Genomic DNA, 13,600 nt, shown 5'->3' on the forward strand with positions numbered 1-13,600 from the left:
GGGCAGGTCGCACGCATGCTGACACAGAAAGTCCGCGCACCGCCGTGACAGTTATCTCCCGTCGCTCCAGTAATTCCAAGCCCCTGCTGTAACTGATCTTGTGCAGGGGTTGTGCAGGAGCGGTACAGGGACGGCGCGCGGGCCGCTCCTGCGAGGGTGTCACCCGGAGCGGATGTCCGTCACGGCCCGTCTCAGGCCGCTTCCGAGCGCCCGGGCCAGCGGGCGCTCCACCAGGCGGTGGACGAGCCAGGCCGCCAGGAGCATGGCCAGCACGAGCGCGGGCAGCAGCACATGGCGGGGCAGCCGGCCGGCGTGGTGCTCGATGACCATCCAGCCGAGGCGCTCGTGGATCAGATAGAGGGGATAGGTCAGCGCTCCGGCCGCGGTCAGCCCGCGCCATTCCAGGCGCCGCGTCCAGCCGAGCGCGACGGCCATGACGGCGAGGAAGAAGAACGCCATCAGCGCCACCGTGGGCCACTGCGGCACCCGGTGGCCCATATGGCCTTCCGCCCGGCCCTGCGCGATCAGCAGATAGTGCTGCGCGATCACGAAGCTGCCGGCCACGAGCAGCCAGAGCACCAGGTTCGGGCGGAAGCGGTGCATCAGGTAGAAGGCGATGCCGGCGATGAAGAACCAGCAGTCCTCCGGCATCAGCACCTGGTCCAGCACCGGGTTGTCCACCGCCCGCGCGACGGCCGCCGCGACGGCCCAGACCACGCAGAAGGCGACCGCGCGCCCGTACGTGAGCCCCTTACGGACGACGAGGGCGAAGAGCAGGTAGAAGCGGAGCTCGATCCAGAGCGTCCAGTACACCCCGTCGACCGGGTCCACCCCCAGGGGTGACTGGAGCATGGTCAGGTTGACGGCGACGTCGCTCGGCTCGGGGGTTTCGCCGTCCGGCGGCCACAGATGGACGGCCAGGGCCACGGCGAGTACGGCGAACCAGTACGCGGGGAAGAGCCGGGTGACGCGCGAGGCGGCGAACTGTCCCACGCCCTTGCCCCAGCAGCTCATGCAGATCACGAAGCCGCTGATCAGGAAGAACAGCTGGACGCCCAGCCAGCCGTACGACGCCGGCAGGTGCGCCAGGGGGAACGCCTCCGCCGACGGGCGCCCCCAGACGCCGCTGCCGAAGGCCATGTAGTGGTACGCCACCACCATCAGCGCCGCGCACAGCCGCAGACCGTCCAGGGCGCCGAGGCGGCCGTGCCGGGACGCGCCGCCCGCCGGCTCCGGCTCCCGGTCCGCCCCCGGGGCCGCTTCCGCGGCCGGCTCCGTCCGGGCACCCGGCTGCTCGTGCTGGACCGGCAGCGTGGAGTGCAACGTCCCTCCAGGGTTCCGCGGCGCCCGCCGGGAAGCGGAAGGCGTGCCGGGAAGTTACCACGACGAATTGTATTTTTGGTGCAAAAAGCAAATAAGGGGCAAAGTGTGCCGTCTGACGAATGAACCGGCCGATTGCCCGGGGCACTGCTCAGGGGCCACTACCCTGGTTGCGTGACCATTCGCCTGTACGACACCAGCGCCCGGCAGATCCGTGACTTCACCCCGATCGTCCCGGGCTGCGTCTCGATCTACCTGTGTGGCGCGACCGTGCAGGCCGCCCCGCATATCGGACACATCCGGTCGGGGCTCAACTTCGACATCATGCGCCGCTGGTTCGCCTACCGCGGCTACGACGTGACCTTCGTCCGCAACGTCACGGACATCGACGACAAGATCATCAAGAAGTCCGGCGAGCAGGGCCGCCCCTGGTGGTCCATCGGCTACGAGAACGAGCGCGCCTTCAACACCGGCTACGACGCCCTCGGCTGCCTGCCGCCCACCTACGAGCCCCGCGCCACCGGCCACGTCACCGAGATGGTCGAGATGATGCGCGGCCTCATCGAGCGTGGCCACGCCTACGAGGCCGACGGCAACGTCTACTTCGACGTGCGCTCGTTCCCCGGCTATCTGGAGCTCTCCAACCAGGAGCTGGACAACCTGCTCCAGCCCTCCGGCGAGGGCGAGACCGGCAAGCGCGACCCCCGCGACTTCGCCATGTGGAAGGCCGTCAAGCCCGGCGAGCCCTCCTGGGAGACCCCGTGGGGCCGCGGCCGTCCCGGCTGGCACCTGGAGTGCTCCGCGATGGCCCACAAGTACTTGGGCGAGGCGTTCGACATCCACGGCGGCGGCCTGGACCTGATCTTCCCGCACCACGAGAACGAGATCGCCCAGGCCAAGGCCTTCGGCGACGCCTTCGCCGCCTACTGGGTGCACAACGCCTGGGTCACCATGAGCGGCGAGAAGATGTCGAAGTCGCTCGGCAATTCCGTGCTCGTCTCCGAGATGGTCAAGCACTGGCGCCCCATCGTGCTGCGCTACTACCTCGGCACCCCGCACTACCGCTCGATGATCGAGTACAGCGAGGAGGCGCTGCGCGAGGCCGAGTCCGCGTTCGCGCGCATCGAGGGCTTCATCCAGCGCGTCGTGGAGAAGGCCGGCCCGGTCGAGCCGGCCGCCGAGGTCCCGCCCGCCTTCGCCGAGGCCATGGACGACGACCTGGGCGTCCCGCAGGCCCTCGCGATCGTCCACACCACCGTCCGCCAGGGCAACTCCGCGCTGACCGCCGACGACAAGGAAGGCGCCGTCGCCCGCCTGGCGGAGGTCCGCGCCATGCTGGGCGTCCTCGGCCTCGACCCGCTGGACGAGCAGTGGGCCGGTGCCGACGGCGGCCGCGGCGACGATCTGCACGGCGTCGTCGACTCGCTGGTCCGCCTGGTGCTGGAGCAGCGCCAGGCCGCCCGCGGGCGCAAGGACTACGCCACCGCCGACGCCATCCGCGACCAGCTCCAGCAGTCCGGCCTCGCCATCGAGGACACCCCGTCCGGCCCCCGCTGGTCCCTGTCCTAGCCCGGGATCCGAGCGTCGCCGACCGTCCTGAGGGACACTTTTCGTACGTACGTTTACAGAAGTCGCGGCCAGCGGCTCTGAGCAGTGAAGAAACAGGTGCACCCATGGCCGGCAACAGCCAGCGCAGGAACCGCCGCACGTCCAACAAGAAGGGCGCGCAGGTCGGCAGCGGCGGTCAGCGACGCCGGGGCCTGGAGGGCAAGGGCCCGACCCCGCCCGCCTCCATGCGGAAGGGCCACAAGAAGAACCGCATCGCCGGTGCCAAGGCCAGGCACGAGTCCAAGCGCCCGGCCCCGCGCCGCGGTGGCCCCAAGGGCACCAACGAGCTCGTCGTCGGCCGTAACTCCGTCGTCGAGGCGCTGCGCGAGGGCGTGCCCGCCAACACCCTGTACGTCCAGCAGTACATCGAGAACGACGAGCGCGTACGCGAGGCGCTCCAGCTCGCCGCGGACAAGGGCCTCAACCTCATGGAGGCCCCCCGTCCGGAGCTGGACCGGATGACCAACGGCCTGAACCACCAGGGCCTCGTCCTCTCCGTGCCGCCGTACGAGTACGCCCACCCCGAGGACCTCACCGCCGCCGCGTTCGACGACGGCGAGGACCCGCTGATCGTCGCCCTCGACGGCATCACCGACCCGCGCAACCTCGGCGCCGTCGTCCGCTCGGTCTCCGCCTTCGGCGGCCACGGCGTCGTCGTCCCCGAGCGCCGCGCGGCCGGCATGACCGCCAGCGCCTGGAAGACCTCCGCCGGCACCGCCGCCCGCACCCCGGTGGCCCGCTGCACCAATGTGACGCGGATGCTGGAGGGCTACCAGAAGGCCGGCCTCACGGTCGTCGGCCTCGCGGCCGACGGCGACGTCGAGCTGCACGAGCTCGACGCCCTGGAGGGCCCGGTCGTGATCGTCGTCGGCAGCGAGGGCAAGGGCCTCTCCCGCCTCGTCGGCGAGACCTGCGACTTCCGCGTCCGCATCCCGATGCCGGGCGGCGCCGAGTCGCTCAACGCCGGTGTCGCGGCCGGTGTCGTGCTGTACGAGGCGTCGCGCCGCCGGGCCTGACGCCGGCGCGAGGACCGCTCCGCTCCGGCGGTAGTGGTCGAAGTACACCGAAAAGCGCCGTTAAACGCCGGACGGGGGTTTTTCCTCCCGTCCGGCGTTTGTCGTCCGGAGCCTTGACGCGTCTCGGACAGTTCGAACCGGTCAAGGCAGTGTCCTAATCAGAAGTCACTCGGTTAGATGAGTGTGGACACCAGAACACCCCGCACACCCACGGGGGGAAGCTCTTCCGGGTACGACGACCAGCCCGCGCTGAGTACGGTGAAAGTGCCGTCCGACCCGGCGCAGATCGTCGTCAACCACCTGAGTTTCCGCGTGCAGCTCGCCCGGCCGCCGCGCGTCGCCCGCCAGTTCGCCGGGGTCGCCGACACCGCGCAGCTGCCCACGGTCAAGAGCACGGCCAAGCGCCGAGCCCCCGTCGTGTGGAGCGGCCGTGCCGCGCCCGGCGACTCGGCGCCCACCGAACTCCTCCAGGCCGTAAGGGACTCGGCGGTCCCCGGCGACGCGGGGTCCACCCAGGTGCTGCCCAGGATCCGCGTCGACGACCCGCCCACCACGGTCGTCGGCCCGCGCGGTCCCGCGGATCACACCGGCCCCGGTGAGCTCGTGGACCCCGTGGGTCCCGGCAGCCCCGGCGCTCCGCGGACCCAACTGCTGCGCGGCGTACGCCCCACCGGCAGCGCGTACGACGAAGATCAGTACGGCTACGACGAGTTCGACGCCCGCGAGTACGGCGAGGACGGCGACGGCCCCCGCCGCCAGGGCGGCGACGCCGTCCGGCACGCCTACTACCCGGGCCGCCGGATGAACCTCGGCGTCGTCCTGCTCCCGCTGCGCGTCTTCCTCGGCTTCATCTCGATCTACGCCGGCATGGGCAAGCTCTGCGACCCCGTCTACTTCGACGGCGGACGCCGCGGTTCCATGGTCACCTGGCTCACCCAGCTGCACCCCTGGGCGGTCGCCTCACCGCTGCGCGACCTCGCCCTGAGCCACCCCGTGGGCGCCGGCCTCACCGTCGCCTTCCTCCAGGTCCTCGTCGGTGTCCTCACCATCTTCGGACTCTGGCAGCGCCTCGCGGCCGTCATCGGCGTCCTGCTCTCGGCCGCCCTCCTGGTCACCGTCAGCTGGCGCACCGTCCCCGCCTACGACGCCCCCGACATCATCTACCTGGCCGCCTGGAGCCCCCTGGTCATCGCGGGCGCCCCGTTCTACTCCCTGGACGGGCGCCTGGCCGGTGAGGCGTGGCGGCGCCTCGGCCCGCGCGCCGAGCTGTGGGACCTCCGCCGCCGGGTGCTGCGCCGCGGCACGATCATGGCGACGGTCCTGATCGGCCTCTCCCTCCTGGTCGGCTCCACCCTCGGCGGCGCCGTGCGCTCCTCCGAGGTCGCCCAGGTGCCCGGCCCGGCCGACCCGCCGGCCAACAACCTCCCCGGCTCCCCGCTCCCGCAGCGCCCCGGCACCGGCTCGCCCTCGCGCGGCCACCTGGGCCCGTCCGTCCCCGGCACGCCCAAGCCCACGCTGCCGGGCCGGAAGACCGCCACCCCGAGCGCGACGGCCCCGGCCGCCCCGGGCGGCGCGCGGACCCCGGCGAGCTCGGCCGGCACCGCCGGGCGCCCCGGCGCCAGCCAGGGGGTTCGCCCCGCGCCGCAGACCCCGCAGCGGCCCGCCGCTCCGGCCGCGCCGCGCACGCCCACCGGCTCCTCGACGTCGACGGGCACGGGCAGCGGCAGCACGGGCGGCAGCACCGGTTCCTCGACGGGCGGTTCCTCCACCGGCGGCTCCCGCGGCGGAGGCGCCCTCGGCGGTCTCCTCGGCTGAGCCCGGGGGCCCCGGGCCCCGTGGACGTACGGACGCCCCCGCACCGACCCGGTGCGGGGGCGTCCGTACGTCCGGCGGGCGGCGCGCTATCCGGCGAGTTCCCGGGCCGCCTCGGTCAGGTCCTTGGCGGTGTCGATCGCCCGCCAGTAGGCGCCCTGAGGCAGCGGGAAGCCGGCCAGCCGCCGCTCGCGGGCGAGGCGCGGGAAGGTGGTGCGCTCGTGGTCGCCGTGGTCGGGCAGCATGTCCCGGAAGGCGGCGGAGAAGACGTACACCCCGGCGTTGATCAGGTAGGGCGACGGCGGCGACTCGATGAAGTCCAGGACCTGCCCGAACTCGTTGGTCTCCACGGCGCCCCAGGGGATCCGGGGGCGGGCCAGGGCCAGGGTGGCCACCGCGTCGCGCTCGTGGTGGAAGGCGGCCATCTCGCGGAGCGAGAAGCGGGTCCAGATGTCGCCGTTGGTGGCGTACCAGGGCCGGTCCGGGTGCGGCAGCGAGGCTGCGGCGAACTTCAGCCCGCCGCCGCGGCCCAGCGGCTCCGGCTCGACGACCGTGGTGACCCGGAGCGGCAGATCGGCCGACGCGAGCCAGTCCTGGAGAACCTTGGCCAGATGACCGCAGGAGACGACGGCGTCGGTGACCCCCTCGGCGGCGAGCCAGGCCAGCTGGTGGCCGATGATCGGGGTTCCGGTGCCGGGGATCTCGACCATCGGCTTGGGGCGGTCGTCGGTGTAGGGGCGCAGCCTCGAACCCTGGCCGCCGGCCAGGACGACGGCTTGGGTGGGGTGCGGGTGCGTGCCGGTCATGCTCCGCACGATATGCGGCTGCCCGGGCGGGGGTGCGGGCGGCATGACGGGCGGTCCGTACGGAAGTGCTGCGCGGGGCGCTCCGAGGAGCGCCCGGTGGTGCGGGGTGCTACGGGGTGCGGCGGCCGGGCCCGAGCGGAACGGTCAGGGGGTCTGGGCGACGCCGGCGGCGTACGAGGTGTCGCAGACCGGCCGGGCGAAGGACTGGGCGCCCTTGAGGCCGTACTTGGCGACGGCGGCGCGGCCGAGCGCGCGGGCCAGCTCGGCGCAGTGCCGGGCCAGGGAAGGGCGGCCGTTCACGGCCGTCTGGAGGTCGGTGAGCGCCTCGCCCGGGTTCTTCTCCTGGAGCTCGGTCAGCAGCCGGTCCCGCAGCACCTCATGGGCCTGGCGGGGGGCCTTGGCCTGGGTGGAGGCGGTCTCGGACGAGGCGGTGAGCACCTGCGACTCGGCCGTCGGCGCCGCCCACGGGACGCGGGTGACCGCGAGAGTCCCGGAAAGGACGAGAACGACGGGGAGGACGAGGGCGAGGGTTCTGCCGATGCGGCGGGCGGCCTGGTTCATGTCGCAGATGGTAGCGAGGGGTAACGATAGGGCGACATTTAGTCACCCGGTCGAGTGAGGAATTTGCGCGAGTGGGCGGGCGTGAAGTTGACGAACGATGATCGAAACGCGCGGTGCGTGTAGATATTTATCGACACATGATGATCTGTTGCGTCAAGGGGGAAAATACGCATCGCCCCGCGCCGGGAGCGGCGCGGGGCGATCAAGGCCCGGGGTGGTCCGTAAGGTCAGTCGCTCAGTCGCTCGCCCGAGGACGTCGAGAAGACGTGCAGCTCACCGGCGCGCGGGACGACGTGCAGCTGGGAGCCCTTCTCCGGGACCCGGCGGCCGTTGACGCGAACCACGAGGTCCTTACGGTCGTCGCCGACCTCGGCCGTGCCGTACACATATCCGTCGGCGCCCAGCTCCTCCACCACGTTGACGGTGACGGCGAGACCGGCGGGCGCGCCCGCGCTCTCCTTGCTGAGCGACTGCGCCGCGGCGCCGTTCTGCTCGACCACGTCGAAGTGCTCCGGGCGGACACCGACGGTGACCGTGCGGTCGCCCCGGTCGGCGGCGGCGGACAGCGCCTCGCGCGACACGGGCACCACGCTGTTGCCGAACTTCACACCGCCGTCGGTGATCGGCACCTCGACCAGGTTCATGGCCGGCGAGCCGATGAAGCCCGCCACGAAGAGGTTGGCCGGGCGGTCGTACATGTTGCGCGGCGAGTCGACCTGCTGGAGCAGACCGTCCTTGAGGACCGCGACCCGGTCGCCCATGGTCATGGCCTCGACCTGGTCGTGCGTGACGTAGACCGTGGTGATGCCGAGGCGGCGCTGGAGCCCCGCGATCTGGGTGCGGGTCTGCACGCGCAGCTTGGCGTCGAGGTTCGACAGCGGCTCGTCCATCAGGAAGACCTGGGGCTCCCGGACGATGGCCCGGCCCATCGCGACACGCTGCCGCTGGCCGCCGGAGAGCGCCTTGGGCTTGCGGCCCAGGTACTCCGTGAGGTCCAGGATCCGCGCGGCGTCCTCGACCTTCTGCCGGATCTCCGTCTTGTTGACGCCCGCGATCTTCAGGGCGAAACCCATGTTCTCGGCGACGGTCATGTGCGGGTAGAGCGCGTAGTTCTGGAACACCATCGCGATGTCCCGGTCCTTCGGGGGCAGGTGCGTCACATCGCGGTCGCCGATGCGGATGGCGCCGCCGTTGACGTCCTCCAGCCCGGCGAGCATCCGCAGGGAGGTGGACTTGCCGCATCCGGAGGGCCCGACGAGGACCAGGAACTCGCCGTCCTCGATGGCGATGTCGAGCTGGTCGACTGCGGGCTTGTCGGCGCCCGGGTAGAGGCGGGTCGCCTTGTCGTACGTGACCGTGGCCATGGTGGTGTGTCCCTTCACCGGCAGGAACGTGCCGGACGATCCGAGTAGAGGGAGTGGTCCAGTCCATTTGGACGGGGTTGCGGGTGACGGTACCCGGGGCGGGGGCGGTTGTCAGCAGTGGACGGCCAGGGACGGCCATGGACGGGCGAAAAATTCATGGCTGGGCCACGGGCCGAGTCTGGGTAGACTGCATCGCACACGCCGACTTAGCTCAGCTGGTAGAGCACCGCTCTTGTAAAGCGAAGGTCGTCGGTTCGAACCCGACAGTCGGCTCACGCACAGAACCGCAGGTCCCGGACGGGACCTGCGGTTCTCGCGTTTCCGGGGGCCGCTCTAGCGGCGGGCCTCCTCGGCTTCGGCCCAGGTCGGGCTGCCCGGCCGGGCCGGCGGCGTCACCCGCGGCGCGTCCTGGTGGCCCGGCCACCATGCCTTGTGGCCCAGCAGGGACGTGATCGTCGGCACGAGCAGCATGGCCATGACGAAGGCCGTGAGCAGGATGCCGAAGGCGACCGCGAAGCCCATCTGCTGGAGCATGGAGTTGTCGGCCAGCATCAGGACGCCGAACGTGCCGGCGAGGATGACCGCCGCCGAGGCGATCGTCGGCGTCGAGCGGGCGACGGCCGTGCGGATGGCCTCGCGGGCCGGGACGCCGCGGCGGACCTCCTCGCGGAGCCGGGCGACCATGAGGATGTTGTAGTCGGTGCCGATGGCGACGACGAAGAGATAGACGATGACCGGCAGCATGAACAGCAGGCCGTTCTTGTGCTGGAGGTCCTGGAAGAGCCAGACCGTCGCGCCGAGGGTCGCCGTGAAGCCCAGGGCGACGGAGATCATCAGGTAGACGGGCGCGACGAGGCTGCGAAGCAGCAGGCCCAGGATGATCATGATGGCGAGGCCGGCGACGGGGAACACCAGCTTGTAGTCGTGGTTGACGGCCTTCTCCACGTCGGCGAGGACGGCCGAGGTGCCGCCGACCAGCGCCTTGGACCCCTCGGGGGCCGCCGCGTGCGCGGCGTCCCGCAGCGGGCCGCCGGCCAGCTCGATGGCCTTGTCTTCGGTGGGGCGGTACTTGAGGACGACGCTGTACTGCGCGACGGTGCCCTCGGGGTTCGTCGTGGTCAAGGTGGCGGAGCCGACGCCCTCGATGCCCTCCAGCTTGGTCTTGTACGTGTCCAGGGCGCCCTTGTCGAGCGGCGTGCCGGCCTTGGACTGGACGTACACCATCGCCGGGTCGGACTGTCCGGCGGAGAACCCGCGCTGGAGGTCCTTCATGGCCTGGACGGACTCCAGCTTCGAGGAGAGCGAGCTGTCGGTGTCGAACTCGGCCTTGAAGCTGAAGGTGCCCACGGCCAGGACGGCGAGGACGGCCGCGGACAGGGCGGCGATGACGCCGGGCCGGCGGGCGACCATGGAGCCGAGGCCGTCGGCGACACGGGTGCGGGGCCGCTTCTTCCACGCCTTGGAGGGCCAGAACGCCTTGGTGCCGAGGAGCGAGAAGACGGCGGGCACGAGCGTCAGCGCGGCGACCAGGGTCACGGCGACCGAGATGGCGAGCGAGGGGCCCATCGCCCGCATCATGCCCATGGTGGACAGCAGCAGGGCGAGGAAGGCGACGATGACGGCGCCGGCGGCGGAGGCGATGGTCTCGCCCACCCGGGCGACGGAGTTGACCAGCGCCTCCTTGGGCTGGGCCCCGGCGCGCAGCTCCTCGCGGTAGCGGAAGAGGAGGAAGAGGATGTAGTCCGTCCCGACGCCGAAGAGGACGACGATCAGGATCGCGGAGATGGAGCTGTCGGCCTTGAGGCCGCCGAGGTCGGCCGCGGTGCCGATCAGGCCGAGGGCGACCATGAAGACGACGCCGATGATGAGCACCGGCATCAGGGCGATGAGCGGGCTGCGGAAGATGACGAGCAGCAGGACGACGATGAGGACCAGCGTCGCCATCATGATCATGGCGTCGGTGTCGCCGGACGACTCCCTGGAGTCGAGCGCGGTCGCCGCCTGACCCGTGATGCCCATCTTCAACTGGGTGTCCTTGAGGAGCGGTTTGGCGTCCTCGCGGAGGTCCTTGACGGCGTTGGGCACGGTCTCGTCGGCGGGGTTCTTGCCCTTGTCGCTGTCGGCGACGATGTTGGCCAGGGCGATCTCACCGTTGGGGGACACGGCCTGGGGGCTGGTCGCCACCTTGGCTATGCCCTTGCGGTGCTTGTCCTGGAGGCCGGCCGCGATCTTGGCGACGTCGGTCTTGTCGGCGGGGGTGAGCTTGCCCCCGTCCGCGCGCTGGAAGACGGCGATGGCCGAGGGCTGTTCGGTCTTGGGGAAGGCGTTTTCCTGAAGTTTTCCTGCCTGTACGGACTCGTAATGCGAAGGGAGGAATTCCGTTTCATCCGTGGTCGACTTCAGGCCCGGGGCGAGCATGGCCAGGGCCACGGCGGCGATGAGCCACCCCGCAATGGTCAGCCAAGGTCGGTGGACGGCGAACCGACCGATCGCTCGGAACATGGTGCTCCTTCAACGTGTGATTCAGCGCCCGGCGGAAGAACGACTGGATAAGAGTTCGGTACGGGCGACAACACGCTAGGGCCGGAAGTTCCGTGGTCACAACGGAATCAGGGGGAAATCGGTCCTGGGTCGGGGGGCGTCTCATCCGGCCGGATGAGGGGCTCTCCACCGTGGGGTAGAGAAATGCTCCGCCGACCGCCTCCCTCCGGATTACTCTGCCTCCATGAGTGAGACAACTGCCGCCTCCGGCAAGCCGTCCGGCGGGTCCGCGGACCCCGCCGGCCCCGCTGTCTACGCCGCCCGGATGGAGCGCGCCGCCGTGTCGGCCGCCGACGCGGGCCTGGCCGGTGTGATCGTCACTCCGGGTCCCGACCTCGCCTGGATGACGGGCTACCGGCCGCACACCTCCGAGCGGTTGACGGCGCTTCTGCTCACCCGGGGCAAGCGGCCGCAGCTGATCGTGCCGGCGCTGGAGCGGCCCGACGCGGAACGCGCGCCGGGCGCCGGGGCGTTGACGGTCACCGGCTGGACGGACGGCCAGGATCCGTACGCCGCGCTGGCCCCGCTGCTCGACGAGCGCGGGCGCTACGGCGTCTCGGACAACGCCTGGGCGCTGCACCTGCTGGCGTTGCAGCGGAAGCGTCCGGAGGTGGTGTACGGCGCGTTCACCGAGGTGCTGCCGATGCTGCGGGCGGTCAAGGACGCGTACGAGGTGGACCGGCTGGCGGCGGCGGGCGCCGCGGCGGACGCCACGTACGAGGAGATCGTGAAGCTCCGGTTCGCCGGGCGGCGGGAGCGAGAGGTGGCCGCCGACCTCGCGCGGCTGCTGCGCGAGAACGGCCACGGCCAGGTCGACTTCACGGTGGTGGGCTCCGGCCCCAACGGCGCCAACCCGCACCATGACGCGGGCGACCGGGTCATCGAGACCGGCGACATGGTCGTGATGGACTTCGGCGGCCTGCTGGACGGCTACGGCTCGGACACCACGCGCACGGTCCATGTGGGTGAGCCGTCCGCCGAGGAGCGCAAGGTCCACGACGTGGTGCGCGAGGCGCAGCAGGCGGCGTTCGAAGCCGTGCGCCCCGGCGTGGCCTGCCAGGACATCGACCGGGTGGCACGGCGGGTGATCCGCTCGGCCGGTTACGGCGAATACTTCATCCACCGCACCGGGCACGGCATCGGGGTGACGACGCACGAGCCGCCGTATCTGGTGGAGGGCGAGCATTTGCCGCTCGTTCCCGGGATGTGTTTCTCGATCGAGCCGGGGATTTACCTGCCGGGGCGATTCGGTGTACGGATCGAGGACATTGTCACGTGCACGGATTCGGCGGGGCGGCGGCTCAACAATACGGATCGGGGGATGCGGGTCGTGGCTTGAGGCGGGGTGGGGATTACGGCCGGGTGCGGGTGGGCGCCTGCGGCGGGCCTTTCCCCAGCCCCGCCCCTTCCCGTAACCGGGGCTCCGCCCCGGACCCCGGTCCTCAAGCGCCGGACGGGCTGATTTTCAGCCCGTCCGGCGCTTGAGGACATTCGGGAAGGGGCGGGGTGGGGAAAGAGCCCCGCGCAGCGGCCCCCGCCCCCGCCCCATCCACCGTCACGGAATAAGCACAACCTTCCCCACCGTCCCGCGCGATTCCAACGCGCGATGCGCCTCCGCCGCCTCCGCCAAAGGAAAGCGCGTGATCAGCGGAGTGAACGAACCCGCCGCCGCCCGCCGCAACGCCTCCGCCCGGAGCCGCCGCATCCCCTCCGGGCCGCCGACCCGCTTCATCATCGGGTCGCCGAGGACGTCGTGCGAGGTGAGGGAGCGGGCCGCGAGTTCGGCCGGGGTGAGGACCGGATCGGGGGTCTCGCCGGTGGTGACGGCCGAGGCCCAGCCGTAGGCGACGTGCGTGCCGCCCGTGCCGAGGAGGCCGACGGCGGCGCGCGCGGCCGGGCCGCCCACGCCGTCGAAGACGACGGTGGCGCCGGCGTCGCCGAGGGCGGAGCGGGCCGCGTCGGCCCAGTCCGGCCGGGTGTAGTCGAGAGCCACGTCCGCGCCCAGGCCGCGCACCCGCTCCACCTTGGCGGGGCCGCCCGCGAGGCCCAGGACGCGGGCGCCCGCGCCCTTGGCGAGCTGGACGAGGAGGGCGCCGACGCCCCCGGCTGCGGCCAGCACCACGACGACGTCGTCGGCGGCCGGCTCCCGGAAGGAGAGGATGTCGAGGGCCATCCGGCCGGTGCCGACCATGGCGATGGCGTGGTCCTCGCGCAGCCCCTCGGGGATCTCGTGCAGGTTGCCGGCGTCGGTCACGGCCAGCTCGGCGTAGCCGCCGGGGACCATGCCGAGGTGGGCGACGACGCGGCGGCCCAGCCACGAGGGGTCGGTGCCCTCGCCGAGCGCGTCCACCGTGCCGGCCACCTCGCGGCCGGGGACGGTGGGCAGCTCGGGCGGCCCGTACGGCCCCTTCGTGGTGCCCTTGCGGAGCGCGGTGTCGATCAGGTGTACGCCCGCCGCCGTCACCGCCACCCGGACCTGTCCGGGGCCCGGCTCGGGGTCGGCGGTCCGCTCGTAGGTGAGGTTCTCGGCGGGGCCGAAGGCGTGGAGTCGGACGGCGTGCATGCGGTGCTC

General features: G+C 71.7%; 10 protein-coding genes and 1 tRNA gene. 5 read left to right on the plus strand and 6 right to left on the minus strand.

Translation table 11 applies throughout. The features are described from left to right. Window positions 1–159: 159 nt before the first annotated feature. Window positions 160–1,323: an acyltransferase family protein gene (locus tag LUZ64_RS13440; protein WP_232390473.1), complete on the minus strand. Its 1,164-nt coding sequence runs from the start codon at window positions 1,321–1,323 to the stop codon at window positions 160–162. Window positions 1,324–1,494: 171 nt separating this feature from the next. Between LUZ64_RS13440 and cysS the strand changes: the two genes are divergently transcribed. The 3 genes from cysS to LUZ64_RS13455 all read left to right on the plus strand — a co-directional run bounded on the left by cysS (window position 1,495) and on the right by LUZ64_RS13455 (window position 5,759). After that, window positions 1,495–2,889, plus strand: a complete 1,395-nt coding sequence (cysS, locus tag LUZ64_RS13445) for a cysteine--tRNA ligase (RefSeq protein WP_095582334.1) — start codon at window positions 1,495–1,497, stop codon at window positions 2,887–2,889. Window positions 2,890–2,993: 104 nt separating this feature from the next. Next, a complete protein-coding gene (gene rlmB / locus LUZ64_RS13450; RefSeq protein WP_095582333.1) occupies window positions 2,994–3,944 on the plus strand; it encodes a 23S rRNA (guanosine(2251)-2'-O)-methyltransferase RlmB in 951 nt (316 codons plus the stop codon). A gap of 177 nt (window positions 3,945–4,121) precedes the next feature. Next, window positions 4,122–5,759: a DoxX family protein gene (locus LUZ64_RS13455; RefSeq protein ID WP_248288414.1), complete on the plus strand. Its 1,638-nt coding sequence runs from the start codon at window positions 4,122–4,124 to the stop codon at window positions 5,757–5,759. Window positions 5,760–5,845: 86 nt separating this feature from the next. Here LUZ64_RS13455 and LUZ64_RS13460 read toward each other — a convergent pair whose 3' ends face one another. From LUZ64_RS13460 to LUZ64_RS13470, 3 genes are all read right to left on the minus strand, one after another. Beyond that, entirely contained in the window at window positions 5,846–6,562 is a 717-nt protein-coding gene (locus LUZ64_RS13460; protein WP_095582331.1) for a nucleotidyltransferase family protein, read from the minus strand. Window positions 6,563–6,706: 144 nt separating this feature from the next. Next, window positions 6,707–7,123: a hypothetical protein gene (locus LUZ64_RS13465; protein ID WP_095582330.1), complete on the minus strand. Its 417-nt coding sequence runs from the start codon at window positions 7,121–7,123 to the stop codon at window positions 6,707–6,709. A gap of 227 nt (window positions 7,124–7,350) precedes the next feature. Then, a complete protein-coding gene (locus LUZ64_RS13470) occupies window positions 7,351–8,487 on the minus strand; it encodes an ABC transporter ATP-binding protein (protein ID WP_095582329.1) in 1,137 nt (378 codons plus the stop codon). A gap of 200 nt (window positions 8,488–8,687) precedes the next feature. Between LUZ64_RS13470 and LUZ64_RS13475 the strand changes: the two genes are divergently transcribed. Beyond that, window positions 8,688–8,760 (plus strand) — tRNA-Thr (locus tag LUZ64_RS13475). Between the two features lie 60 nt (window positions 8,761–8,820). Here LUZ64_RS13475 and LUZ64_RS13480 read toward each other — a convergent pair. Next, on the minus strand, window positions 8,821–10,989 hold the full coding sequence (locus tag LUZ64_RS13480) for an MMPL family transporter (protein WP_107426642.1): 2,169 nt from the start codon (window positions 10,987–10,989) through the stop codon (window positions 8,821–8,823). A gap of 223 nt (window positions 10,990–11,212) precedes the next feature. On the opposite strand from LUZ64_RS13480, the gene LUZ64_RS13485 reads away from it, so the two are divergent. After that, on the plus strand, window positions 11,213–12,367 hold the full coding sequence (locus tag LUZ64_RS13485) for an aminopeptidase P family protein (protein WP_095582328.1): 1,155 nt from the start codon (window positions 11,213–11,215) through the stop codon (window positions 12,365–12,367). Between the two features lie 216 nt (window positions 12,368–12,583). On the opposite strand, the gene LUZ64_RS13490 is transcribed toward LUZ64_RS13485, so the two are convergent. Further along, window positions 12,584–13,591: a zinc-binding dehydrogenase gene (locus LUZ64_RS13490; RefSeq protein ID WP_095581276.1), complete on the minus strand. Its 1,008-nt coding sequence runs from the start codon at window positions 13,589–13,591 to the stop codon at window positions 12,584–12,586. Window positions 13,592–13,600: the final 9 nt, after the last annotated feature.

Source organism: Streptomyces albireticuli (assembly GCF_021228125.1).
In the GTDB taxonomy this organism is placed as follows: Bacteria; Actinomycetota; Actinomycetes; order Streptomycetales; family Streptomycetaceae; genus Streptomyces; species Streptomyces albireticuli.

Bases quoted from the DNA above. Each gene is read 5' to 3' on its own strand.
- LUZ64_RS13460 (WP_095582331.1), bottom strand. From the start codon at position 6,562: ATGACCGGCACGCACCCGCACCCCACCCAAGCCGTCGTCCTGGCCGGC.
- LUZ64_RS13455 (WP_248288414.1), top strand. From the start codon at position 4,122: ATGAGTGTGGACACCAGAACACCCCGCACACCCACGGGGGGAAGCTCT.
- LUZ64_RS13470 (WP_095582329.1), bottom strand. From the start codon at position 8,487: ATGGCCACGGTCACGTACGACAAGGCGACCCGCCTCTACCCGGGCGCC.
- LUZ64_RS13480 (WP_107426642.1), bottom strand. From the start codon at position 10,989: ATGTTCCGAGCGATCGGTCGGTTCGCCGTCCACCGACCTTGGCTGACC.
- rlmB (WP_095582333.1), top strand. From the start codon at position 2,994: ATGGCCGGCAACAGCCAGCGCAGGAACCGCCGCACGTCCAACAAGAAG.
- LUZ64_RS13465 (WP_095582330.1), bottom strand. From the start codon at position 7,123: ATGAACCAGGCCGCCCGCCGCATCGGCAGAACCCTCGCCCTCGTCCTC.
- LUZ64_RS13485 (WP_095582328.1), top strand. From the start codon at position 11,213: ATGAGTGAGACAACTGCCGCCTCCGGCAAGCCGTCCGGCGGGTCCGCG.
- LUZ64_RS13490 (WP_095581276.1), bottom strand. From the start codon at position 13,591: ATGCACGCCGTCCGACTCCACGCCTTCGGCCCCGCCGAGAACCTCACC.